This is a genomic window from Pseudomonas sp. 2835 (genome assembly GCF_050435905.1).
GTDB lineage: Bacteria > Pseudomonadota > Gammaproteobacteria > Pseudomonadales > Pseudomonadaceae > Aquipseudomonas.
Window position 1 is genome coordinate 359,594 of sequence record NZ_JBNDLE010000004.1, and the last position, 24,917, is coordinate 384,510.

Annotated in this window: 23 protein-coding genes; all 23 read right to left on the reverse strand. The window is 55.6% G+C overall.

What is annotated here, in order from left to right:
* Positions 1-4: 4 nt before the first annotated feature.
* The 23 genes from pseG to rpsA all read right to left on the reverse strand — a co-directional run bounded on the left by pseG (position 5) and on the right by rpsA (position 24,884).
* Positions 5-1,117 carry a UDP-2,4-diacetamido-2,4,6-trideoxy-beta-L-altropyranose hydrolase gene (gene pseG / locus ABIE20_RS08030; RefSeq protein ID WP_429504182.1) on the reverse strand — a complete coding sequence of 371 codons (1,113 nt, stop codon included), beginning with the start codon at positions 1,115-1,117 and terminating at the stop codon, positions 5-7.
* Positions 1,118-1,207: 90 nt separating this feature from the next.
* Positions 1,208-1,894 (reverse strand): pseudaminic acid cytidylyltransferase, encoded by a 687-nt coding sequence (gene pseF, locus ABIE20_RS08035; RefSeq protein WP_045195343.1) that lies wholly within the window; start codon positions 1,892-1,894, stop codon positions 1,208-1,210.
* Entirely contained in the window at positions 1,891-3,051 is a 1,161-nt protein-coding gene (pseC, locus tag ABIE20_RS08040; protein ID WP_429504184.1) for a UDP-4-amino-4,6-dideoxy-N-acetyl-beta-L-altrosamine transaminase, read from the reverse strand. The genes pseF and pseC overlap by 4 nt, the downstream gene beginning before the upstream one ends.
* Before the next feature lie 3 nt (positions 3,052-3,054).
* On the reverse strand, positions 3,055-4,053 hold the full coding sequence (gene pseB / locus ABIE20_RS08045) for a UDP-N-acetylglucosamine 4,6-dehydratase (inverting) (RefSeq protein WP_045195347.1): 999 nt from the start codon (positions 4,051-4,053) through the stop codon (positions 3,055-3,057).
* Positions 4,054-4,234: 181 nt separating this feature from the next.
* A complete protein-coding gene (locus ABIE20_RS08050) occupies positions 4,235-5,545 on the reverse strand; it encodes a Wzz/FepE/Etk N-terminal domain-containing protein (RefSeq protein WP_429504185.1) in 1,311 nt (436 codons plus the stop codon).
* A 331-nt stretch (positions 5,546-5,876) separates the two neighbouring features.
* Positions 5,877-6,434 carry an acyltransferase gene (locus ABIE20_RS08055; protein WP_093380442.1) on the reverse strand — a complete coding sequence of 186 codons (558 nt, stop codon included), beginning with the start codon at positions 6,432-6,434 and terminating at the stop codon, positions 5,877-5,879.
* Positions 6,435-6,533: 99 nt separating this feature from the next.
* The gene (locus ABIE20_RS08060; protein WP_429504187.1) at positions 6,534-8,537 is read right to left on the reverse strand and encodes a polysaccharide biosynthesis protein; all 2,004 of its coding nucleotides are present in this window, start codon (positions 8,535-8,537) and stop codon (positions 6,534-6,536) included.
* Positions 8,538-8,669: 132 nt separating this feature from the next.
* Complete coding sequence (locus ABIE20_RS08065; protein ID WP_045195354.1) at positions 8,670-9,263, reverse strand: sugar transferase; 594 nt, start codon at positions 9,261-9,263, stop codon at positions 8,670-8,672.
* Positions 9,256-10,419, reverse strand: a complete 1,164-nt coding sequence (locus ABIE20_RS08070; RefSeq protein WP_429504189.1) for a DegT/DnrJ/EryC1/StrS family aminotransferase — start codon at positions 10,417-10,419, stop codon at positions 9,256-9,258. Before ABIE20_RS08070 ends, ABIE20_RS08065 begins: the two co-directional genes overlap by 8 nt.
* Before the next feature lie 4 nt (positions 10,420-10,423).
* A complete protein-coding gene (locus ABIE20_RS08075) occupies positions 10,424-11,056 on the reverse strand; it encodes a GNAT family N-acetyltransferase (RefSeq protein WP_429504191.1) in 633 nt (210 codons plus the stop codon).
* Complete coding sequence (locus tag ABIE20_RS08080; RefSeq protein ID WP_429504193.1) at positions 11,040-12,233, reverse strand: glycosyltransferase family 4 protein; 1,194 nt, start codon at positions 12,231-12,233, stop codon at positions 11,040-11,042. The genes ABIE20_RS08075 and ABIE20_RS08080 overlap by 17 nt, the downstream gene beginning before the upstream one ends.
* A 59-nt stretch (positions 12,234-12,292) precedes the next feature.
* The gene (locus ABIE20_RS08085) at positions 12,293-13,696 is read right to left on the reverse strand and encodes a mannose-1-phosphate guanylyltransferase/mannose-6-phosphate isomerase (RefSeq protein ID WP_429504195.1); all 1,404 of its coding nucleotides are present in this window, start codon (positions 13,694-13,696) and stop codon (positions 12,293-12,295) included.
* Complete coding sequence (locus ABIE20_RS08090; RefSeq protein ID WP_429504197.1) at positions 13,693-14,742, reverse strand: EpsG family protein; 1,050 nt, start codon at positions 14,740-14,742, stop codon at positions 13,693-13,695. The genes ABIE20_RS08085 and ABIE20_RS08090 overlap by 4 nt, the downstream gene beginning before the upstream one ends.
* A gap of 69 nt (positions 14,743-14,811) precedes the next feature.
* Positions 14,812-15,279, reverse strand: coding sequence for a GDP-mannose mannosyl hydrolase (locus tag ABIE20_RS08095; protein ID WP_429504198.1), 468 nt, complete (start codon positions 15,277-15,279; stop codon positions 14,812-14,814).
* Positions 15,279-16,244 carry a GDP-L-fucose synthase gene (fcl, locus tag ABIE20_RS08100; protein WP_429504200.1) on the reverse strand — a complete coding sequence of 322 codons (966 nt, stop codon included), beginning with the start codon at positions 16,242-16,244 and terminating at the stop codon, positions 15,279-15,281. Before fcl ends, ABIE20_RS08095 begins: the two co-directional genes overlap by 1 nt.
* Before the next feature lie 2 nt (positions 16,245-16,246).
* Positions 16,247-17,368, reverse strand: coding sequence for a GDP-mannose 4,6-dehydratase (gmd, locus tag ABIE20_RS08105; protein WP_045195372.1), 1,122 nt, complete (start codon positions 17,366-17,368; stop codon positions 16,247-16,249).
* Positions 17,369-17,383: 15 nt separating this feature from the next.
* A complete protein-coding gene (locus ABIE20_RS08110) occupies positions 17,384-18,652 on the reverse strand; it encodes a glycosyltransferase (protein WP_429504202.1) in 1,269 nt (422 codons plus the stop codon).
* Positions 18,653-18,714: 62 nt separating this feature from the next.
* The gene (locus ABIE20_RS08115; RefSeq protein WP_429504204.1) at positions 18,715-19,968 is read right to left on the reverse strand and encodes an O-antigen translocase; all 1,254 of its coding nucleotides are present in this window, start codon (positions 19,966-19,968) and stop codon (positions 18,715-18,717) included.
* Positions 19,965-21,104: a dTDP-4-amino-4,6-dideoxygalactose transaminase gene (rffA, locus tag ABIE20_RS08120; RefSeq protein WP_429504283.1), complete on the reverse strand. Its 1,140-nt coding sequence runs from the start codon at positions 21,102-21,104 to the stop codon at positions 19,965-19,967. Before rffA ends, ABIE20_RS08115 begins: the two co-directional genes overlap by 4 nt.
* Before the next feature lie 138 nt (positions 21,105-21,242).
* Positions 21,243-22,292, reverse strand: coding sequence for an LPS O-antigen chain length determinant protein WzzB (locus ABIE20_RS08125; protein ID WP_429504206.1), 1,050 nt, complete (start codon positions 22,290-22,292; stop codon positions 21,243-21,245).
* A 107-nt stretch (positions 22,293-22,399) separates the two neighbouring features.
* Positions 22,400-22,642, reverse strand: a complete 243-nt coding sequence (locus tag ABIE20_RS08130; RefSeq protein WP_429504208.1) for a lipopolysaccharide assembly protein LapA domain-containing protein — start codon at positions 22,640-22,642, stop codon at positions 22,400-22,402.
* A gap of 20 nt (positions 22,643-22,662) precedes the next feature.
* Positions 22,663-22,959 carry an integration host factor subunit beta gene (gene ihfB, locus ABIE20_RS08135; protein ID WP_429504210.1) on the reverse strand — a complete coding sequence of 99 codons (297 nt, stop codon included), beginning with the start codon at positions 22,957-22,959 and terminating at the stop codon, positions 22,663-22,665.
* Between the two features lie 245 nt (positions 22,960-23,204).
* Positions 23,205-24,884 (reverse strand): 30S ribosomal protein S1, encoded by a 1,680-nt coding sequence (rpsA, locus tag ABIE20_RS08140; protein ID WP_429504211.1) that lies wholly within the window; start codon positions 24,882-24,884, stop codon positions 23,205-23,207.
* Between the last annotated feature and the right edge of the window lie 33 nt (positions 24,885-24,917).

Sequence of the window (24,917 nt, forward strand, 5' to 3'; positions counted from 1 at the left end):
GTGTTCAATCCTTTTCCGATTCAGCCATAACCTGCGCGACGACCCGGCAGCCGGAGCCGTCGACAATCTTTCGTGCCTGCTGGCTCATTTGTTCCAACATGGACGGATCCCCACTCGCCTGTTCCAGATACCGGGCAAGGTCGCGGCCCAGAGTCTCATCCAGCGCCAGCGTCAGCACGGCGCCGGTAGCTGCCAGTTGTCGGGCGGCAAATACCTGATTTTCCGCCAGCACAACCATCAGCGTCGGCAAACCCAGGCAGCAACGCTCCCATGAGGTTGCACCGGCCGCACCGATAGCAAGGTCAGAGGCAGCCATCAGCTCTGCCATGTTGCTGACATTGGTCTTGACCTCGGTGCTGAATGGCAGGGTCCGGGCTTGGGCACGAACCTGTTCGAGCCAGGGCGCGGTAGCCCCCATCACTACGGTTACCCGGGAGATAGTGGCCAGGGAAAGCGTTTCCAGGACCGATAAAATGCGTCCCGTGACGTTGTCCTTATCGACGCCACCCATGGTGATCAACACGTTCCTGAGGGCAAATGCCGCCCGGCGCTGCAGGCTATCGCCCCGCAACGCGGAAAAATCCGGTCGCAGCAATGCATGCTGTACACCGCACAGTAACCTGCAGTGCGCAGGCACCCATCGGCAATAATCCTGAGGCGAACGTCCCAACGACTGATCAAGCAACAGGTCGCACTGATGGGCTCGATCGGCTAGGTCGTCTATGACCATCAACTTGCGGGACAACCCCGCAAGACTGCCCTCCCATTGCTGGTCCAGAGCGTAATGATCAACAACCAGCCAGTCCGGCCTGATACTTTCAAGCAGCGCACCACAAGCAGCCGCATCCTCTGCTTGGCTGGCCCCCAGCCAATAACCGTAGATTCCGCGGTCTGCCCCCGGATTGCCGGCAATGCCGGTCACCACTTGCAGCGGATGGACCTGATAGCCGCGGGACCTGATCTGCTCGATCAGATTCCCGGTATGCGCCCGGCAAATGAAGTGACAGTGCGCGCCCTGTGCAGTCAGCTCATCAGCCAGGGTCAGGCAGCGCATGACATGCCCGATGCCAATCTCGACGGAGGCGTCTGCACGGAACACAACTTTCAATCGATCCACCCGCCTACCTCAATGATCTTACGCAGCATCACAACAACCCTGGCAACTTACCCTGAAAGCCCTTTCGCGACTCCTGAGCCGGATCAAGGTTTACCGGTTCATTTCCCGGAACATCCATTCAGCCCGAACCCAATCTTCAAGCGTGTCGATATCCTGGACCCTGTGGCCTGGCAGCACTACCGGTACCGAGCCGGGCCCAAACACGGGCTTGCCCAACCGCCAGGCCTGCGTACGCCCCCAATAGAACTGGCCAGCGTCATGAAAGGTTTCCTGTAGATCTTGCGAGCGGGTATTGAATTGCTCCGGATAGATCATTTCAATCCGGCCCTGGGTGTTGATCCGTACTGCCCGCTGGACAGGAAATGCATAGCGGGTAACGGCAAAGGCAAAATCGCATTGTTCACGGATCAAGGCGTCGAGCCCTGCCTGCAAATCCTCGGGCCTTACAAAGGGTGCCGTTGCGTAAAGGCAGCACAGGTAATCGATCTGCTGCCCGTCCTGTTCGAACCACTCAATGGCATGCTGAATCACCGGCACTGTGCCGCTGTGATCGTCAGCCAGTTGCGCGGGACGGATAAATGGCACCTGTGCCCCGGACTGGCGGGCCACCTCGGCGATCTCCAGATCGTCGGTCGAGACGATCACCCGGTCAAAAACACCGCTATTGAGGGCGGCCTCGATCGACCAGGCGATCATCGGCTTGCCGCAGAACATCTTGATGTTCTTGCGCGCAATACGCTTGCTGCCGCCACGGGCGGGAATGACCGCCAGTTTCATGCCTGCAAGGCCTTGGTCAGTGCAGCGACGACCACGTCCTGCTGAGATTCGCTCATGGTCTGGAACATCGGGATGCTGATGGCGTCCCGGTAATAGGCTTCAGCTTCAGGGAAATCGCCGCGGGCAAATCCCATGGCGGTGTAGTAAGGCTGGGTATGTACCGGAATGTAGTGAAGATTGACTCCGATACCCTGCTCACGCAACGACTCGAAAACCTGGCGATGGGTCTTGTCGATCTTGTCCAGTTGCAGGCGAATCACATACAGGTGCAAGCCGGAATAACTGTCTGGATGCTGCCACGGCAGGGTCAGCGGTAATGCTGCCAGCAGTCCATTGTAGCGCGCCGCAAGTTCATGCCGGCGAGCGATGAACTGATCGAGGCGCTGCATCTGGCTCACACCTAAGGCCGCCTGCAGTTCGGTCATGCGGTAGTTGAAACCCAGATCGATCTGCTGGTAGTACCAGGGCCCATCAGCTTCATGGGTCATCTGTTGCGGGTCGCGGGTGATGCCATGGCTGCGCAGCAAGGCCATCTTTTGTGCCAATGCGTCGTCGTTGGTGACCGCCATACCGCCTTCGGCGGTGGTGATGATCTTCACCGGATGGAAGCTGAACACAGTAATGTCACTGTACTTGCCGTTACCGATGAACTCGCCCTGGTATTGACCACCAATGGCATGCGAGGCATCTTCGATGACTTTGAATCCGTATCGCACGGCCAACGCATGGATCGCCTGCATGTCGCAGGGCTGACCACAAAGATGCACCGGGACCACAACCTTGGGCAGCGTCCCCGCTTGCTCCGCCAGCTCCAACTTGCGCGCCAGGGCTTGTGCGCAGAGGTTATAGGTGCGTGGGTCGATGTCCACGAAATCGACCTGCGCCCCACAGTACAAGGCGCAGTTTGCCGATGCGACAAAAGTAACCGGGGTAGTCCACAAACGATCACCAGGCCCCAGCCCCAGGGCCAGGCAGGCAACATGCAATGCCGACGTTGCACTATTGAGCGCAAGTGCGTGACGCGCGCCTACATGCTGTGCAACCCGCTGCTCGAACTCCGGCACCATTGGGCCCTGAGTGAGAAAGTCGGACTGCAGGACGCTGACGACAGCGTCGATATCAGCCTGGCTGATGTCCTGGCGACCATAAGGGATCATGGCTCAGATGCTCCCGATTTTTTCTTTGTTGATGGTGATCCACTCTTGCAGATCGGCATCACTCATCCACTCCGTGTTGTTGTCACTGGCGTAAACGAAACCTTCCGGCACTTTCTTGCCGTCCTTGATGCGCTTCTCGCAGTTGGCCCAGTCATTGATGACCGGCAGAATCTTGAAGTGCTCGGCATACTCGTAGGTGTAATAAGCGTCTTCAGCACTGATCATCTGTTCATGCAGTTTCTCGCCCGGGCGGATACCGACGACTTTCTGCCGAGCCTCGGGAGCGACAACCCGTGCCAGGTCGGTCACCTTCATGGACGGGATCTTCTTCACATAGATTTCGCCGCCTTCCATATCTTCGAAAGCATGCCAGACCAGTTCCACGCCCTCTTCCAGGGAGATCATAAAGCGCGTCATACGCTCATCGGTGATCGGCAACTCACCCTTGTCCTTGATCGACATGAAGAACGGGATGACCGAACCACGCGAGCCCATCACGTTGCCGTAACGGACCACCGACATGCGCGTGTCATGGCCGCCAGCGTAGGAGTTACCGGCAACAAACAGCTTGTCGGAAGCCAGTTTAGTGGCGCCGTACAGGTTAACCGGGCTGCTGGCCTTGTCGGTGGACAACGCCACGACCCGCTTCACGCCCTTGTCGATGCAGGCGTCGATCAGGTTCATTGCACCATTGATGTTGGTCTTGATGCATTCGAACGGGTTGTACTCCGCAGTCGGAACAATCTTCGTTGCCGCCGCGTGCACCACGTAATCAACGCCATCCAGCGCCCGGTATAGACGATCCTTGTCACGCACGTCACCAATGAAGAAGCGCACGCGGGAATCACCTTCGAATTTCTTCGCCATGTCCCACTGCTTCATTTCATCACGCGAGAAGATGATGATCTTCTTGGGGTTGTACTTGGCCAGTGTCATCGGCACGAACGTATTGCCGAAGGAGCCGGTACCACCGGTGATGAGAATGGTCTTGTTAGTGAACATGTAACGCGTCCCTATGTAAAATCTGACCAGTTGGTCTTGATGAACTGAATAATGCTGGCCGCGGCCCTTCAAGAAAGCCGTCTGCCGTGCACATTAACTTGAGAAGTAACCATGCCCCTTTCACGGAGCCAGGTAGCGGATCTGCTCGCAGCCCGTACAAGTGCTGCGAACCTGTGTTGACTTACTGGGGATTGCCCAATGGCTCGCCGCCCTTTGCCACCTTCGTCATCCGCAAGACGACAAAGTAACGAATGATCGCCAGCAACACCCCCAACATGCCCCCCACGGCCAGGCCCGCTAGAATCATCAGCGACTTTTTCGGCCAGATAGGTTTGAGTGGCTCCAGCGCGTACTGGTCAATGGTGACCAGATTCAAGCGCATCACATCGATATCGAGCTTTTTCAAGCGGGCCATTTCAGAACGCAACGGTTCGATGTTCTGCAAGAACACATCTTCGTTCTCACGCTGTTTCAATGATTCGATCCGGCGATTGTTCTTCAGCAGCATGAGTTCTTTGCCGATCTGCGCCACCCGCGGGTCGGTGAAGTCATCGGAAGTTCGCTGACGGAGGGCCTTGCGCTCGGCCTCCAGGGCATCGGTACCCATGAAGTACAGCGGGATCTGCTGGTTATTGACCTCAGTACGGATCACATTGCCACCAGACTCGCCTTCGCTGGCCATGGCCGAAGGGGTAGACGGCTTCTTCAAGCCCAGCGAACGGGCGATGCTGATGGCTTCATCCAGCTGGGCGATTCGGTCGGCACGGCGCGCCTTGAGCTGAACGCGCAGTGCCCGAAGTTCATCTTGCAGTTGCGCGCGCGTGAGATTGTCCTTCTCCAGCAGCGTGGCAATTTGTGACTCCTTGCCTGCTTCATATCCAGCACGGGCTGCGTCGAGCTTGCCATCCAGTTCGTTCAAGCGGTTCTTAATAATGACCGACAAGTCCGAGGCCACTTGCTGGCGCTCGCTTTCAATGGCGTATTTAACGAAGCCGTTGAGGATCTCGTCACCGTCGACATTCTTTGGATAGCGCAACTCCATGCCAATGTAGGCGCTGAGCAGGTCAACCTTCTTTTTGGGGTCCGGCTGCACCAGCTTGATGGAATTGCGGTTGAACTCTTCGAAAGCTTGTTCGTCGGTCTGGCCAGGCATGCGCAAAGGAGCGAAAAGCTGAGGATTGGCGCGGAAGTAACCCAGGCGCACATCGTAGGAATCAAGCGCGGCGCCGACGCGGGTGAGCGCCTGCTCACGCGGCAGCGAGTAAACACCAGAGCGGTTCAGGGCATCCAGATCGTTGAGCGCAGCAGGGCGCAGCGTGGTGCTGACCTGATACTCGGGAGTGGTGAGGAAGGCATAGGCTCCCGCCGCCGCCCCAACTGCCAGAGTGACAGCAACAATCAGAAATTTCTGCTTCCAGAGGCTTTGAACCACGGCAAAAAAATCGATATCGCTACTTTGGCTTACGGGGGGTATACGGGAAATGCTGGTCACGCACATGCCTGCCTGGTCGAGTAACAATGGCTCCAACGACAAGCGAGGTGTCACCAAAATCCTGGTAGGCAGCACTCCCTGCCCATTGACTCGATCCCGGAGAAACTTCCCTGTCATCAGACGAGAAAGGCGCGCATTGTGACAGTTTACGCAAAGGCAAACCACTATTTGGCCAATCTTTGTGGGAAAAGTTCCCGATCAAAAGGTCGCAAAGCCCAGCAAAATAGGCATTTTCTCGGGTTTACCCGCCAGAAACAGACGAACGGCAGTCAGGGTATTCCAGCACAATTGATCGACAATATCCCGGCGCGCCAGAGCGGCGCGTTTTGACTCAGGGTGTCGACAGGTACTGCGTTTCCAACTCGAGCAGGCCCTTGTTGCGATTCTTGATTCGCTTGGCAGGGATTCCGAAATAGATACCCCAGGCTTCGGTGGACTTGGTCACCAGGGTCATCGCCCCGACAGAACAGCCATCCTCGACGTTGACTCCGGGCACTACGATCGACGAAGTGCCGATGATCACGTGACGACCAAGTCGGACCGCGGCCTTGGTCTCGCCCTTGAACTGTGCGGGGACCGTAGGATTGGTCATGGTCTTGCCGGAATAGTCATCGGACTGGGCAAATACATGACAGCCATAGGCCAGGCCAGAAAAATCTTCCAGGGTGATACCTGGCTCGCCACCGGCAACATTGCAGAAAACAGCGATATGCACATTGCGACCGATCGACACCTTACCGGAGACGACACAGAAATCGTCAATTCGGGAGTTATCGCCGATCTCGATCTGGTCGCAGTTGTAAATAGAGGCCTTGTCACTGATCAGTACGTTGGAACCCAGTTTCTTGAACCCTTTTGACGCCAGTTCAGCAGGTGTAAGGAATGCCATTAACGCCTCACCGTTTTATACGCTTCACGAAGAACCACCCTATCAACACTCCCAGATGAAGACAAGGCAGCGCGCGGCTCACAATTTAATGTGTACAGATCAGGGATCCAGGCGGCGCTGCTGATAGATCCAGTCGACAATTTCACCGTCCGGCGTATAGCCACTAACGGTTTCACGCAGCAACTGGCGAACCCGCCCGTAGTCATCATCGGCAACCGCCGCCAGTAGCCGGTGCAGACGCTCCTTGAGCGTCTCCCAAGGCAGATGATCCTCGGCAGCGCTCATGATCATCGGGTGTCGGGTAGCAACGACGTTGTCACCGATCAGTAACTCTTCATAGAGTTTTTCGCCTGGACGCAGGCCGGTGAACTCAATGGCGATGTCGCCGTGCGGATTCTTTTCAGAACGCACACTTAGCCCGGAAAGGTGGATCATTTTTTCCGCAAGTTCGGCAATGCGGACCGGCTCGCCCATGTCCAGCACGAACACATCCCCACCCTGCCCCATGGAGCCGGCCTGGATAACCAACTGGGCCGCCTCGGGGATGGTCATGAAGTAGCGAGTGATCTTCGGGTGGGTGACCGTCAGTGGCCCGCCCGCCTTGATCTGCTTGTGGAACAACGGAATCACCGAGCCTGACGAGCCCAGCACGTTGCCGAACCGCACCATGGTAAAACGCGTCTTGTTGACCTGGGAGACCTTGTCCGAGTCACCAAACAGAACCGGCGCGAGCTCCTGGCTGAGTGCCTGCAGGGTCATTTCCGCCAGACGCTTGGTACTGCCCATGATATTGGTGGGACGAACCGCCTTGTCCGTGGAGATAAGGACAAAGTTGGCAACTCCGGCCTGCAATGCGCTTTGCGCCGTATTGAGCGTGCCGATGACGTTGTTCAACACGCCTTCGGCGATATTGTGCTCAACCATGGGAACATGCTTGTAGGCTGCAGCGTGATACACCGTATCGACACTCCAGGTCTTCATGACATCCAGCAACTGCGCCTGATTACGGATGGAGCCAAGAATAGGCAAGACCCTTACCGGCAACGAAGACCTGCTGATGGTCTGCTCCAGCTCGCTGAGAATGGTGTAGAGGTTGAACTCACTGTGCTCGAACAACAGCAAGGTAGTAGGTTGCGACTTGAGGATCTGCCGGCACAGCTCCGAACCGATCGAACCGCCGGCCCCGGTCACCATTACCGACTGCCCCTTGATGCAACGTTCGATCAGGTCATCCTGTGCCGGAACCGCGTCGCGGCCTAGCAGGTCGGCGATATCCACTTCCTGGATATCATCGACCTTGACCCGGCCACTGGCCAGATCCATGAAGCCGGGCACACTGCGCACATGCAGCGGGAAGCCTTCCAGGTAACTGAGTATCTCCCGCCGGCGCGCGCGCGTGGCAGACGGAATGGCCAGGAGAATTTCCTGGGCGCCAGTCATATCGACCATGCGCTGGATATGCTTGGACTTGAAAACCTGCAGACCGGAAATCGTCCGGTCAGTGATGCTGGCGTCATCATCGATGAATGCAACCGGACGCATCACCTTGCCCATGCGCAACGCGGCCACAAGCTGGTTGCCCGCAGCCCCGGCACCGTAGATGGCTACCTTGGGCAAACCATCGTCACGGTTGGTAAAAGGTACATTCTGAATGCCCGCGAACCAGTCACCGAGAAAATACTGACGCATGGCCAGGCGCAAGCCTCCGACCATGATCAGACTCAGCCACCAATAGTTGAACACGATCGAACGGGGGATCACGACTTGATGGTTGCTGTACCAGTAAACCGCTACGCCCAGTATCAGCGAGGAGAGGCTCACCGCCTTGATAATGGTCACCAGCGCATCGTTGCCGAAGTAGCGCATCACCGCACGGTACATGCCGAAACGGATAAACAGCGGAATGGCAATCAACGGCGCGGTAACAAATATCCACAGGTGCGTGGTGAACGGGTTGATGGCTTCTTCAATACCCAGGCGAACGACAAACGCCATCCACAGCGCAATCCAGACCAGTACCACGTCTGCCGCGACTTGAATCAACCGTTTGTAACGGCGCGGCAATGAAACCAGCCAGAGCCGTAGCCTATCGTATTTCACCATCTTCAAACTCCACTACGCCTGAGCCGACACTGCCATTGCTGCAGCATTCCATGTTCATACACCCCGTTCCCGGCGCTCCAGCGGTGGCAACAATTCATCACCACCCTGTGATTTACCAGGGTAACGGCTTCCTCATCGAGAAACGATCTTTGCAAGTGTGGCAAAAATGATCTTGATATCGGTCACGACACCATGTTGCTCGACATACTCCAGATAGTACTTCTGCTTGATTGGCAGAATTACATCAATATAGGCCTGCCGAGGATCCGGGTACTGACCCAGGATCAAACTTTCATCAACCATCTCAATGGATGCCCGATCAGTGATCCCTGGGCGCACCGAGAGCACTTTGCGGCGCACCGATTCTTCATAGCAGTTCATGAATTCTGGTACTTCCGGGCGCGGTCCGACCAGGCTCATGTCCCCCAGCAACACGTCGATGAGCTGCGGCAGCTCATCGATCTTGGTGCGGCGCAAAAAACGGCCCGAACGGGTGATGCGCGAATCTTCGCCGATGGTCAGGCGCCCGGCACTTTCCGCGTGCAGCTTCATGGTCCGGAACTTATGAATCCTGAACAGATTGCCAAAACGTCCGACACGCTCCTGTCGAAAGAATACCGGCCCGGGCGAATCCAGCTTGACCCACAGAAAAATCGCCAACAGCAACGGCGACAGCACCAGGAGACCCAGCGCAGCACAGACAATGTCAAAGAGCCGCTTAAGCATTGGCCAACACCGATCGCACCGCCGCAATCACACGTTCCTGGTCGGCTTCGGTCATCTTGGTGTAGAGCGGGATCGAAACCTCCTGCTCGAACAGGCTCTGGGCTACCGGGAACTGCTCGGGACTCAGGGCACAGCTTTCACGCCAGTAGGGTTGCAGGTGCAGCGGAATGAAATGCACCGAGCAACCAATGCCCAGTTCGGCCATCTTGATGATGAAGTCGTCGCGCTTGATATTTGCCTCTGCGCGCAGACGCAGCGGGAACAGATGCCATGCATGCATGTCGCCAGCAGCGGCCAAAGGCGGCAACACCAATGGCAGATCGCTCAGCGCCTCAAGGTAACGCTCGGCCATGGCCTGACGCTTGAGCTGAAAACCTTCAAGGCGACGCAACTGGTGGATGCCCATGGCGGCAGCGACGTCGCTCATGTTGTATTTGAAACCGGGAGCGACAATTTCGTAGAACCATGCCGGCGTCTTCGACACATAACGATCGAAGGCATCGCGACTGATGCCGTGCAGGCGCATGATCCGGCAGCGCTTGGCCAGTTCCGCATTGCGGGTCACCAGCATGCCGCCTTCACCGGTGGTCATGGTTTTGTTGGCGTAGAAACTGAACACTGTGATATCGGACTCGAGGGTACCGATCTTGCTGCCTTTCCAGGTGGTTGGCAGTGCATGCGCAGCATCTTCCACCACCTTCAGGCCATGGCGCCGGGCAATCTGCAAAATCGCATCCATGTCACAGCTCAGGCCGGCGAAGTGCACAGGCATGATCGCACGGGTCTTGTCGGTAATCGCCGCCTCGATCGCCGCCGGATCGATATTGAAGGTCTCCTCCAGCACATCCACGATAACCGGCGTGCCGCCCAGATACCGGACAACCTCGGCAGTTGCCGTGAAGGTATAGGACGGCAGAATGACTTCATCGCCTGGGCCGATACCAATGGCTTCCAGCGCCAGGTGCAGCCCGGCGGTTGCCGAGTTCACGGCAATGCTTTCAACATCACCACCAAGAAAACTGGAAAAGTCCGCTTCGAATTGCTTGGCTTTTGGCCCGGTGGTCACCCAGCCGGAACGCAAGGTATCGACAACTTCATTGATTTCCTCTTCACCCAGTTCAGGAAGAGCGAAGGGCAGGAACGGAGTATTCTGCATAAGTTCACCGCAAGCGTTTGATGTAACGGTTCATGATGCGATTGCCACTTTTCTTCAGCGTGGACTCCAGCACATAACCATTGCGTTGATAAAAACTGTTGACCTCGACATTGGCATCGCGATCAGTTGTCAGGTACACAAAAGCGGCGCCGGATTCGGCAGCCCACGCCTCTACTTCTTGCAGCAGTTGCCTGCCCACACCCTGCCCCTGCGCCTGCGGCGACACCGAAATGGTGCTCAGCAGCACCGCATTCTCGGCATCGAGACTCTCGACCTGATCGCCTCGATAAAACACCGCCGCCCATAATTTTTTGGCGACGAACAACGGGTTCTTCAGCAGGCTCGGCAAGGCGCGCAAGGCAAATGCCAGCCAATGCTTGGCAAACAGGTCCTTGTAGAACAGCGATGGCTGGCGAATGGCAACCGCCAACCCCTTGGGCGTCCGGCCTGCCGAATCGTCAGAGGCAAGGATGCAGGCGCACTGTTCGGACTGCAGGTAATGGGTGTAGAGCAAGGCCAGGAACTTCGGCCCCAACTGACTGAGAAAAAAGCCTGGAAACGCCTGAACATGCAAGTCGGCAAATGCCTGGACCTGAGCACTGTCAACCAACCTAACCCGTTCAAGCTTCATAGACATCCTCAACAATTGCCTTCAGTTTGGGCACTGCTCGCTCAGCCGAGTAAAACTCCTGGGCGTATTCACGACCGTTGCTTCCCATTGCGGCCAGACGCTCAGATGAGGCATTGAGCAAATAGTTCATCCCCTCCAGCACTGCCGCATTGGTACGCACGCCTATGGTATGGCCCGCATCCGATTTGCCCAGCTCGATCGCCGACTCGCTGCGCTCATCGGCCAGCAACAGAATGGGCCGACCAGCCAGCATATAGGTGATCAGCTTGGAAGGCACTGAGGCGAACTCCTGACCTGCGGCGGTTGGCAGCAACAAAGCATCTGCGGCACCGAACACTGCCGGAGTCAGTTCGAACGGCCAGGGCGAAAGGAAGTGGCAACGGGATTCCAGACCGCGCGCCTGTAGCAACCGCTTGAGCTCCGGCACCAGCGATCCGTCACCTGCAAACAGGAACACTGCCCGCGGATCGACGCCATCCAGATACCCCATGAACTCATCCAGGCCGGAAGCGACGCCCATATTGCCGCCATACACGAAAAGAAACTGTTCAGGCGCCAGGCGCAAGCCCATCACCTTCTCAAGCTCCGCTCGCGCCTGCTCCTTGGGTAAGGCCTGAATCTGACTGCCTTGCACCCAGTTTCTGACCAGCGTCACCTTCGATGGATCGATTTTTCGCGTCTCGGTATAGGCACGATGGAAGCCATCGGAAATCACCACCAGGTGATCGCAGTTACGCGCGATAAGCGTATCAAGCTTGAGCAGGCCGCGATAAATGCCGCCAGTTTCCTCGATGCGCTTTTGCACAGCCAAGGACTCCGGATACAGGTCCTGCACACTGGCAACCACCTTGATGCCCTTGAGCCTGGCCGCCATCAGCAGCAGGCCGAGGGAAAACAACGGCCACACGTTGGCGTAGATCACATCAACCTTGCGCTGACGCAAGATGAAGAAAAATACTGACAACCCGAAAGAGATGTTCTCCAGAAATCGTGAGACGAAGCTGGATTTTTTCGAAGAAAAGGCAAACAGGCGCGACACCGGGAACGGCATGTTCAAACCGGCGATCTTCTCATCCAGCCCTTCGGCGGCGACGTTGCGGGTTGGTGTCGGACATGCCACCAGCACCTCATGCCCTTGGGCATGCAGGTACTGGGCGACATCAGCACTGGTTCTGGCACTCACCACCGGCTCGGGTGGAAAAACACAACTCGCAACTAAGACTTTCAACCCCAACCCCTCGCTTACGCCCGCCCGTAGATATCTTCGAAACGAACAATGTCGTCTTCACCCAGATAGGAACCCGATTGCACCTCGATCAGCTCGAGGGGCACTTTGCCCGGGTTCTCCAGGGCATGCACCTGACCGATAGGAATATAGGTCGACTGGTTTTCGGTCACCAGGTAGGTTTCCTTGCCATTGGTGACCTTCGCCGTACCGCTGACCACGATCCAGTGCTCGGCACGGTGATGATGCATCTGCACCGACAGCTTGGCGCCCGGCTTTACAGTGATACGCTTGACCTGGTACCGATGCCCCTGGTCTATGGCCTCGTAGCTACCCCACGGGCGATACACTTCGCTGTTGCAATGAAACTCCTGGCGCTGCTGGGCCTTGAGCTGCTCAACAATCTTCTTGACGCCCTGGACCTTGTCCTTGTGCGCTACCAGCAGAGCATCCTTGGTCTCAACGATGATCAGGTCGCGGACACCCACGGCAGCCACCAGGCGGCTGGTGGACTTGATGTAGCTGTGCTCCACTTCATCAGCCATGACATCGCCACTGACGACGTTGCCACTTTCATCCTTCTGGCCAACATCCCATAAGGCGGACCAAGAACCGATATCGTTCCAGCCGGCATTCATCGGCACTACTACTGCATCGGCAGTCTTTTCCATGACGGCGTAGTCGATGGAGTCGCTCGGGCAGCGTGCAAAGGCCTCGGCACCAACGCGGGTGAAATGCAGATCACGGGAACTTTGCTCCAGTGCTTCGGCGCAGCAAGCATGGATCTGCGGAGCAAACGCCTTGACCTCGTCAAGCAAACGGCTTGCTTTGAACAGAAACATACCGCTGTTCCACAGGAACTTCTTGCTGGCCAGATAGCGTTGGGCGGTGGCCAGGTCAGGCTTCTCGACGAACCGTGCAATCGCATACCCAGCCCCTACTGCCTGGCCCTGTTCGATATAGCCGTAGCCAGTTTCCGGCGACAGCGGCTGGATGCCGAAGGTTACCAGCTTGCCTGCCTCAGCCAGCGGCAATGCGCTACGAATGCACTGCTGGAAAACCTCGGCATCACTGATCAGGTGATCAGCCGCCAGTACCAGCAGAACCGGATCCTGACCGTCCTGTACAGCCTTAAGGGCAGCAAGCGTAATAGCAGCGGCGGTGTTGCGCGCCACAGGCTCGAGAAGAAGCTCGCAATCATCGAAACCCAACTGCCGCATCTGTTCCGCGGCAACAAAACGATGAGCTTCGTTGCAGATGATTTGCGGTTTCAGATCGGTAAGACCGGACAGGCGCTCGACCGTCACCTGGAGCATGGTGTGCTCTTCTGCCAATGACAGGAATTGCTTCGGGTTGAGCTCACGGGACATTGGCCACAAACGCGACCCAGAGCCGCCAGCCATCACAATAGGTAAAATCATAAGCCACCCAGGACCGAAGTATACGGTTGCACAAAGCCTAGGACTTGCAACACATAGATGATTTGGAATGTTGATACTGCGAGCATCCCTGCAGCGCCGACAACGCGACCAAACAGAATGGCGTACGCAAGCAGCGAGAATACCATGAAATGATTGAAAATATCCGATATCCGGTAGGCCACAACCTGGGCATCGTGCAATGCCAGCAAGATCAGCAAGCCACTAAGATGGAGGATCACCGAGTAAGCGATAAAGGGCTGATGACGCTGTATACGAGCAAACATCAAGACTAACGGCGTTAACAGCGCAAAATGAAAAATCGCCCGAAAGAAGTTAATCGACCCGCCCTGACCACTAAGAATATTATCAATATAAAAATCGAGCCTAGGATTCTCCAGCAGCGACAAGAGTTGTAAAAACCCTTTAAGCACACTGACATCCAGCAAATAGAGTGCAAACAGCGCGCAGCAGCACAGGTATATATAAAATACCGTGCGCACTCCGGCTGCGCGAAGTAACATGAAGGGCAGGAACAGAATGGCCGAGTAATGAAAGAACACGGCCCCAGACAAGACCGCCAGGCCTTTCGACCACTGCCCGTTAAACACCAGGTAAGCTGCACACATTACCAAGCCGGTGGCCACACCGATACGAATTTGCGTGAAGTCCTGCAGCAAGAAGAAGTAAGATAGGTAAATTGCCACACTCAACCAACGATACGGCGTGGCCCGCTCCATCACATAAAATTTGCTACCAACGCCCAAAGCCGCGTAAAAAACAAACAGCAGTATCGCTGAACCTGTCAGTAGCGAAGACAGCTTCGCCAGAACAAAAAAAGTTGGCTCGACAAAAAACGGCCCAAACTCACCAGACACAATACCTGCATAATAATCAAGGTAGTTCCCGTGATCGTCCGATACCCCGGGCGCCTGGAAGGCACACATGGCAATCAGCAAGGCGGCCAAGCCCCAATAGCAAAGCTTGCGCTTGCCACCCAGCATCGAGAGTAGCGCCGAAACCATGAAAGGCAGATAGTAGAAAAGCATACGACGCAACCCTAGACAGAACCCCGAGCGACCATGTGAAACAGAGCAACTGCCCGCTTCGCTTAACCCTCAGCCCTGATCGAAATAGTCCAAGACATGCTGATGCACGCGCAACGAAGTTGTGCGCACGTCGACCCAGCGATATTCAGCATGCTGTTCACGTGGCAGGCTTTCAAGTGCCGAATCTGCCAGTAACAGGGTATAGGCGAGTACCACATAGTGAGTGCCCGAGTCGTGCTCATCTGCCGAAAAGTAACTATCGCGGTAGAAGTGTTCGTACACGCCGCGGAACGTCGCATTCGCCATCAACAGTTGCACCCCGAGCTCGGAGTGACTGATGCGGCGAAACGCCTGTTCCAGGGACTCGTTCTTGCGCACCCTTCCCCCGGGGGTAAACCAATACCCCTGCGCAGGGCGATTCAATCTCTCCCCCAGAAGAACCTGCCCGTGCTCGTTCAACACGACCAGGTCAATCGCTATCAGAGGCGTATGCATGACGACTGTGCGGAATGCATCCGCCTGCAGATAGCCGGCCATTAGCGTCTGGCCGAACTTTCGTGTTCGACAAACCACTGATAGGCATCGACCAGACCGTCTTCCAGACTGATAGAGGCCTGCCAGCCGAGGCTCTTCAAACGAGAGACGTCCAGCAGCTTTCTTGGCGTGCCATCAGGCTTGCTGGCATCAAAGCCAAGACGCCCCTGATAACCGGTCACTCGAGAAATGGTTTCAGCCAGCTCACGAATAGTGCAGTCGACGCCTGTCCCCACGTTAATGTGTGACAAGGTCGGCTGGGTATGCAGCTGATAGACCTGCGCCTCCATGTTCATGACATGCAGGCAGGCCGCCGCCATATCATCAACGTGCAGAAACTCGCGCATCGGTGTGCCGCTGCCCCAGATGACCACCTCCTCATCACCTCGCACCTTAGCCTCATGAAAACGGCGAATCAGCGCCGGAATCACATGGCTGTTTTGCGGATGATAGTTGTCGTGAGGACCGTACAGGTTGGTCGGCATGACACTGCGGTAGTCCACCCCATACTGGCGATTGTAACTTTCACACAGCTTGATCCCGGCAATCTTGGCAATGGCGTAAGGTTCGTTGGTAGGCTCCAGTACGCCAGTCAACAAAGCTCGCTCTTCAATCGGCTGCTCAGCGAACTTTGGATAGATACACGAAGACCCGAGAAACAGCAGCTTTTTTACGCCGCTGGCGTACGCGCCATGAATTATGTTGGCCTCGATCATCAGGTTTTCATAGATGAACTGGGCTGGGTATTCATTGTTGGCATGAATACCCCCAACCTTGGCCGCTGCCAGGTAAACCTGATCAATCTGCTGCTCGGCGAAGAACGCACTGACCTGGCGCTGATCCAGCAGGTCGAGCTCTTCCCGGGTTCGCGTAACGATGTTGGTGTAGCCCTGGCGCTTCAATGCACGCATCAATGCCGAGCCGACCATACCGCGGTCACCGGCAACGAAAACCGTTTCTTTGCTCACGATTAACGCTCCACCGCTACATGCACGTCATGTCCATGGGACTTGAGCAGCGCGTGACGCTGGGCCACCTTGAGGTCTTCGCTGACCATTTCCGCACACATTTCCTGAACGGTAATTTCCGGCACCCAGCCCAGCTTCTCTTTTGCCTTGGCTGGATCGCCCAGCAAAGTTTCCACTTCCGCAGGACGGAAGTAGCGCGGGTCGACACGCACAATGACATCGCCAACCTTCAGCGCTGGCGCCTTGTCACCTTCGATGGCGGAAACGATCGCAACCTCATCAACACCCGTGCCTTCGAAGCGCAACGAGACACCCAACTCCGCTGCTGACCACTCGACGAACTGGCGAACCGAGTACTGCACACCCGTAGCAATGACGAAGTCATCAGCGACTTCTTGCTGCAGCATCATCCACTGCATGCGAACATAGTCCTTGGCATGCCCCCAGTCACGCAGCGCGTCCATGTTGCCCAGGTACAGGCAATCTTCCAGCCCCTGGCTGATATTGGCCAAGGCACGGGTGATCTTGCGGGTCACGAAGGTCTCGCCACGACGCGGCGACTCGTGGTTGAAGAGAATACCGTTGCAGGCATACATACCGTAGGCTTCACGGTAATTGACCGTGATCCAGTAGGCATACATCTTCGCCACCGCGTAGGGCGAACGCGGATAAAAGGGCGTGGTTTCACGCTGCGGCGTCTCCTGGACGAGGCCATACAGCTCAGAGGTCGACGCTTGATAGAAGCGGGTTTTCTTTTCAAGGCCCAGCAAGCGAATGGCTTCGAGAATACGTAGGGTCCCCAAGGCATCGACATCCGCCGTGTACTCGGGCGACTCAAAACTTACCGCAACATGAGACTGGGCGCCCAGGTTGTAGACCTCATCAGGCTGAACTTCCTTGATGATACGGGTCAAGTTGGAAGCGTCGGAAAGATCACCGTAGTGTAAAACAAAATTCTGATTGGCGACATGTGGATCCTGATAGATATGGTCCACACGCTGGGTATTGAATGAAGAAGCCCGGCGCTTGATTCCGTGAACTTCGTAACCTTTTTCCAGCAGCAATTCGGCGAGATAAGAACCGTCTTGCCCGGTAACGCCAGTAATTAAAGCTTTCTTTTTCATTTCAATTATCCAGTTCTATATTTCAGCCGAAATCAAATCAGAAACCCTGTCAGCCCAGTGCAGATGACTGAACACACGCGATGCACGCTCGTGAATGACGCCGGGTTGCTCGAGATCAGGCGCTTGCGCCCGGTAAACAGTAAGGATACGTGCTGCCATTTGCCGGACATCAAGCCGGTCGACAATATAACCATTGCGACCCTCTTCCACGAGCTCCGTGGCGATGCCGACATCAAATGCCACTACGGGGACGCCACACATTAGCGCCTCCCCTACCATCATAGGGCCAGCATCTTCGATTGATGTACTGACAAACAGATCCGCCCTACGATAAAGCGCCGCCAACGCGGCATCGCCTTGACAGTAGTCGAATTGGCTCACTTTAACACGCTCAAGACCCAGATGAGAGAAGCGATCCGGCGCCAGGCACAGGAGACCAATCTCCTCGCCCGCGTGCAACTGCTGCTCGAGACAGACGAGCACCTGGGTGAGGTATTCAAAACCCTTGCGCGGGTCATCAGCATCGTTGGCATTGGTGAGCATCCGGAACTGCACCGAACGCCCCGGAGCACGCTGTGCCAATTCTGGCTTGAACAGGTTGGCGTCCAGCGGCAGGGACAACAGCTGATGGTCAGCATATTGAATGGCAGAGCGCTTTCCGGCCGCATGGATACGCTGGCTACCCGACAATAATGTCGCCTTCATCTGAAGTATATTCACCGACTTGGCGCGCAACTGATAAGCCGCATAATTTTTCTGACGCTGATCGAGCGCCGGGCAATCAGAGCAATCCACCTGGAAGCCGGTGCACTGCCAGTAGTAATGGCAGCCGCCGGTAAGGTGCGCCATGTCCATGGAGGTGTAATACACCTTGCAGCCAGTGTTCCTCTGGATCTGCAGGACATCGAAGCTATTGGCAAAGCCCGCGACCCAGTGCACAAAAAGTACATCTGCTGAGGTAATGCGCTGGACCAGCTCGGGATTGATACCTTGAACCGCGGATTCGCCAACCGAAAAGAACAGGTACTTTCTTTTCGCTGAAAATCGCTCGCGCCGTGCGAAATACGCGCGCACCCTGGAGAACACCCGAGCGGGCAAATGCTTACGCGCAAACGCCTTGACTCGCACCTTAAGCAGTTCGCTGACAACGGGGGTTACTGCCGCCACTGACTGAGACGAGCGGGACTCAGCCACAAACAGCTGCGAGTCGTGCCCAGCCGCCAGCAAGGAGGCATGAAAACGCAAAGCAGCACTGCCGGCGCCACCAAAATCATTGCTGGACAAGTGTATGACCTTGGCGCCAGACGCGGGTCGCGCAGACGCCGACGCACCGGGTTGCTTGAGACTCAACGCTGCTTCCTCATATAGATCAGTAAACCGATCAGGCAAATAACAAAGTACAGGACATACGTACCAACATATGCCTGCATAACACTTTCAACGCCCACCTGAGCACGACTCATCAGCCAGGCACCCACTAAAAACAAACCGCCCTGGAGCACCTCCGCAACAATATATAATTTCGTTGCAGCCTTCGCCACGGCGATAAAACCGATTACGTATGCGGATATTTTGAAAAAATCCCCTACCAACTGATAGATAATCAGATCGGTCAACGGACTGAACTCTTCGGAAAAAATAAGCTGGATAAAAAATGCTCGCCCCAGGTACAGCGTCCCGGCACCAAGCAGAAAAATTGCCTGGACCAGATACAGGTGCCGTAGCGTCATCTTCACCACAACAGCACTGTTTGTCTCAGGTGAAATCCGCGGCACAAAATAGAAGGCCAGGAACATGGTGAAGAAACCCAGGTACGCCGCCGAAAAACGGATCGCCGCCTGCCAGATTCCCGCGTCGTGGTAACCCACCTGAGAAATCAACATACTCCGTACAGTAATTTCAACCAGCGGAAACGCCAGGGTGCTGACAACCAACATCGTTGTATAGGCAAACAACTGCCTGAACGACAACAAGTCAATCCTGAACAGTCTAATCCGCCCCCAGAAAGGTGAACGACGATAAAAGTACAGTGCTGGCAGAGCACACAAGGATGAAGCCAGGACGATCGAAACCCCGGCGCCATACTCCATATAACGGGAGATACAGAACCACAACAAGGGGACCGCAAGGACGTTGCCGAGAATTTGGCTGTAGGCAAAAACGTGGGTTACACGCAGGCCATTGGTGACACCGAAAACCACATTCGCAAACGCCAGTGCCAATTGAGCAACGGCCAGCAAAATGATGATCGACTGGTAATCATCGACACCAAAAACAAACAGCGAAAGCGGCCGCGACAGCACGATCCCCGCGATACAAACCAGCACGGAAAATGACAGGGCATAGGTGACCGCAGCCGAGATGAATCGCAGTAACCTTCTGGGAGTCTGATGAAACTCAGAACAGTACTTGACCAGCGCATTGATAATGCCACCGCCTGAGAGAATCGTCAGTACACTGACAACACTCATCAGGTGCCCGAGCTTACCTACGCCCTCCGGACCAAGATAAACAGCCATGACCTTCAGGAGGATGAAGCCCATGAGCACTTTCGATGCATGGGCGCCACCGGTGAACAGGGCTGAACGGACAGCACTCATTGAATTGAACTCAGCCCCTCGAGCGCTGCATCAATGACGGTAGCCACCATGGCATCAGTCATGTTGAACCACACCGGAAGGCGAACCAGTCGTTCACTGTCACGAGTCGTTACTACGTCGTCACCGACAAACCTGCCGAACTGCTGGCCTGCAGGGCTGGCATGCAGAGGAATATAGTGGAATGGCGTCAAGATTTCGCGCTGACGCATATGGCTGATGAACTGCGCACGCTGGTCGAGCGACTGGAGTTTCAGGTAGTACATATGGCCATTGTGCTCGCAGCCTTCCGGAACCCGGGGACGCTGAACCAGCCCTTGCGATTCCGAAGCCGCAAAGGCCTGGTGATACATATCCCAGATTTGCAGTCGACGGGCGTTGATCTCTTTCGATTTTTCCAACTGAGCATAGAGGTAAGCAGCCTGCAACTCGCCCGGCAAGAAACTTGAGCCAATGTCACGCCAAGTGTACTTGTCGACCTGCCCACGAAAGAACTGCGAGCGGTTCGTACCTTTCTCACGAATGACTTCTGCACGCAAAACAAAGCGCTCGTCATTAATCAGCAGCAAGCCACCCTCACCACCGCTGGTATAGTTCTTGGTCTCGTGAAAGCTGTAAGCCGCCAAATGCCCAATGGTGCCCAGCGGCCGTCCTTTATAGGTCGACATCATGCCTTGAGCCGCATCTTCAACAACGAACAGGCCGTGCTTCTCGGCAATGGCCATCAACGTGTCCATTTCGCAGGCAACACCGGCATAGTGCACAGGAACAATCGCTTTTGTTCGTTCGGTAATCGCCTGCTCAACCAAGGTTTCGTCGATATTCATGGTGTCGGCCCGAACATCAACAAAGACAATCTTGGCACCGCGCAAAACAAAGGCGTTGGCGGTACTGACAAAGGTATAGCTTGGCATGATGACTTCATCGCCAGGGCCAATATCCAGAAGCAGTGCTGCCATTTCGAGCGCCTGGGTACAGGACGGCGTTAACAACGTGCGCAAGCAACCAAAGTTTGTCTCAAACCACTGCTGGCAGCGCTGACTAAACTCGCCATCTCCAGACATTTTATCGCTGCGCATCGCCGCAATAACGTACTGATCTTCCGCACCGGTGTAAGGTGGTTTGTTGAACGGAATCATGCTACACCCTCGAAAATTCGCTTTCAGGCCGCCTTGCTGCACGATAGCAAAGCGGGCCGCACGATAAAACAGAGCCTGCCCCGGAAACACCAAAAGCGGCGCCGCCGCTTTTGGAGTCATGACTGAGCACTTAAATTATTAGCTTCGAACCGGACGCTGGCGCGCGGCTGCCGCCAACAGGACATAACCTATACCCAAGAGCAATCCGGCCAGCGCAGCCAAGGCCAGTACAACAGATTTTCTCGGTTTGATGGGGGCATCGGGCTGCTCTATAGGACCGTCAATGCGAAACACCGCGACACTCTCAGGATTGACTTCGACACTCATATAAAAAGCATACCGGGCCTGAAGATCCCGCAAACGCGTAATGAACGGATCGTCAGACCGGCGCTGCTCGAGGTTCTGAATTTCAGCCTCCAGCGCTTTGGAGCCACGCATATAGCTCAAGTGCCCGTCCATACCTGCAGACACCTCTGTAGACAGGGTTCCACTGATGATTGGCGGCTCTTTCAATCCAATTGCACGCGCAACATTCAGCGCCTCGCGCAACTGAATAATAAGGTCTTCCCGAACCTTCTGCCCGCCTTCGCGCAAACGGTCAATCTGCTGAGCCAGATTTCTCGCACGAACCTCGGCTTCGCGGGTGACGTTCTTTATCATCTCATCACGAGCCGAATCGCCGGCGCGCATAACGTAGGTCTTGGCCCAAGCGACGACGCGCTGAGGGTTCTGCCCCTGCACAGTTAACGAATAACGATCCGGGGCGTCTTTTCCACTGGGCGCAATCACCAACTCACGAGAGAATTTTTCATACAGTCGAGTTTGCGAACCCGCGCGCTCCGACTCGCTTAGCGATGGCAGATAAAACTCTTCAAAAAAACTACGGCGCAACGATTCGGCTTGAAGGTCACGCAAAAAAACCTCGTACACATCCTTGACCGTGTACGGTTTCAGCTCCGCCTCGGCAGTACGACCGTAGTTGAAATCAGCGATACCATTCTGGGTCGGCGGAATGACAAAAACCCGGGCTTCATAAACAGGCTTGGCGATGAACAGATAAATCACAGCAGCCAACACGGCGAGGAACATGACTGACAAGATAATCAGTTTTTTCGCCCAAAGGCCTCTCAGTAACTCAAGCACGTCCAGCTCTGGATCTAACCGATTACTCTCGGGGGTGTTGCGCATTTATCATTCAGTCCTTATCAGGTTTCGCTGCGCTCTTATCGTTGAGCGTTTTTACATCTACTGAAGCCACGCCCTTGCCACTGGCAATTGCTAAGCGGGCTACGAAATCAAACTTTAGCTCGCCCCCGCCCTTCCCTACCAAGCAATCGACCGGCAACCACCAACAGAGGCCCAACCGCCAAACCGATCAGCAATGCGATAAGTACAAAAACCGCTAATGGCAGAGCTGGCAATGTCCAGGCCAGGAAATGCAATGACGCTGGCTGTTGATTATCCAGCACAAAAATCAATACCGCCGCCGCTAGCATCAAAAGAAATACGACCAAAATCAACCGCTTGAAGTTCCGCACGGAGGCTTCCTTTTATCCGATTAATGTTCTGGGGACTCTTCCTCATTCACCCGATCCCGCAACTCCTTCCCCGGCTTGAAGTGTGGCACAAACTTGCCATCCAGGCTGACGGACTGACCGGTTTTCGGGTTGCGGCCTACGCGGGGGGCACGATAGTGCAGGGAGAAGCTGCCGAAGCCGCGGATTTCAATGCGATCGCCAGTGGCCAGGCACTGGGACATCTGCTCAAGCATGGTCTTGATGGCCAGCTCGACATCCTTGGATGAGAGCAGCCCTTGATGGGTGACAATACGTTCGATCAGCTCCGACTTCGTCATATTTTTCCCTTCTTTATCAAGCAGCTAGATCATTGCTCCGTTGTTTTTAGCATGACCTGAGGGATTTGAACAGGGCGGTTCTTGACTTAATCGGAATTTGAAGGAGTACGCCTTGGCGCACTAGATGATAGCGATTTGCCGCTAATTTCGCAGAAGCTCGCTGGCACAAGGGTTTCAGCGCTGGGGAGGAATCGCAGGCATAAAAAAGGGCGACCGAAGTCGCCCTTTTTTAACACCAGCAGAACTTAGTTCTGTTTGGCCATTGCCTGACGCAGCAGCGCGGCCATGGTGGTGTCAGCAGCAGCTTCCGGAGCGGATTCTTTCAGGCTCTGGATAGCTTCTTTCTCTTCAGCGTCGTCTTTCGACTTGATCGACAGCTGGATGACGCGCGATTTGCGGTCAACGCTGATGATCTTCGCTTCGATCTCTTCGCCTTCTTTCAGGACGTTACGCGCGTCTTCAACGCGGTCACGGCTGATTTCAGAAGCTTTCAGAGTGGCTTCGATGTCGTCGGCCAGGGTGATGATGGCGCCTTTGGCGTCAACTTCTTTTACAACACCCTTAACGATTGCACCCTTGTCGTTAGCAGCAACGTACTCGGAGAACGGATCGCTTTCCAGCTGCTTGATACCCAGGGAGATGCGCTCGCGCTCTGGGTCAACAGACAGGATGACGGTGTCCAGCTCGTCGCCCTTCTTGAAGCGACGTACGGCTTCTTCGCCGACTTCGTTCCAGGAGATGTCCGACAGGTGAACCAGGCCGTCGATGCCGCCGTCCAGACCAATGAAGATACCGAAATCGGTGATCGACTTGATGGTGCCGGAGATCTTGTCGCCCTTGTTGAACTGGCCAGAGAAGTCTTCCCATGGGTTGGACTTGCACTGTTTGATGCCCAGGGAGATACGACGACGCTCTTCGTCGATGTCCAGAACCATGACTTCCACTTCGTCGCCGACTTGTACGACTTTCGAAGGATGGATGTTCTTGTTGGTCCAGTCCATTTCGGAAACGTGTACCAGGCCTTCCACGCCTTCTTCCAGCTCTGCGAAGCAGCCGTAGTCGGTCAGGTTGGTAACACGCGCCATGACGCGAGTGCTTTCTGGGTAACGAGCCTTGATAGCAACCCATGGGTCTTCACCCAGTTGCTTCAGGCCCAGGGATACACGGTTGCGCTCGCGATCGTACTTCAGAACCTTGACATCGATCTCGTCGCCAACGTTGACGATTTCCGATGGGTGCTTGATACGCTTCCAGGCCATGTCGGTGATGTGCAGCAGGCCATCAACGCCGCCCAGGTCAACGAATGCGCCGTAGTCGGTGAGGTTCTTGACGATACCTTTGACTTGCTGGCCTTCCTGCAGGGATTCCAGCAGAGCTTCGCGCTCGGCGCTGTTCTCGGCTTCCAGGACGCTGCGACGGGAAACGACAACGTTGTTGCGCTTCTGGTCCAGTTTGATGACCTTGAATTCCAGCTCTTTGCCTTCCAGGTGGGTGGTGTCGCGCACTGGGCGGACATCAACCAGGGAACCAGGCAGGAACGCACGGATACCGTTAACGTCGACAGTGAAGCCGCCTTTAACCTTACCGTTGATAACGCCCTTGACCACTTCTTCGGCGGCGAAAGCTGCTTCCAGAACAATCCAGCACTCGGCGCGCTTGGCTTTTTCACGGGACAGTTTGGTTTCGCCAAAGCCGTCTTCGACCGCGTCCAGCGCAACGTGAACTTCGTCACCGACCTTGATGGTCAGCTCGCCAGCTTCGTTGTAGAACTGCTCGAGCGGGATGACGCCCTCGGACTTCAGGCCAGCGTGTACGGTAACCCAGTCGCCGTCGATGTCGACAACGATACCGGTGATGATCGCACCCGGCTGAAGATTGAGGGTTTTCAGGCTTTCTTCAAAGAGTTCTGCAAAGCTTTCGCTCATTTTAATTCCTGTAGATTAGGGCGGGACATACGC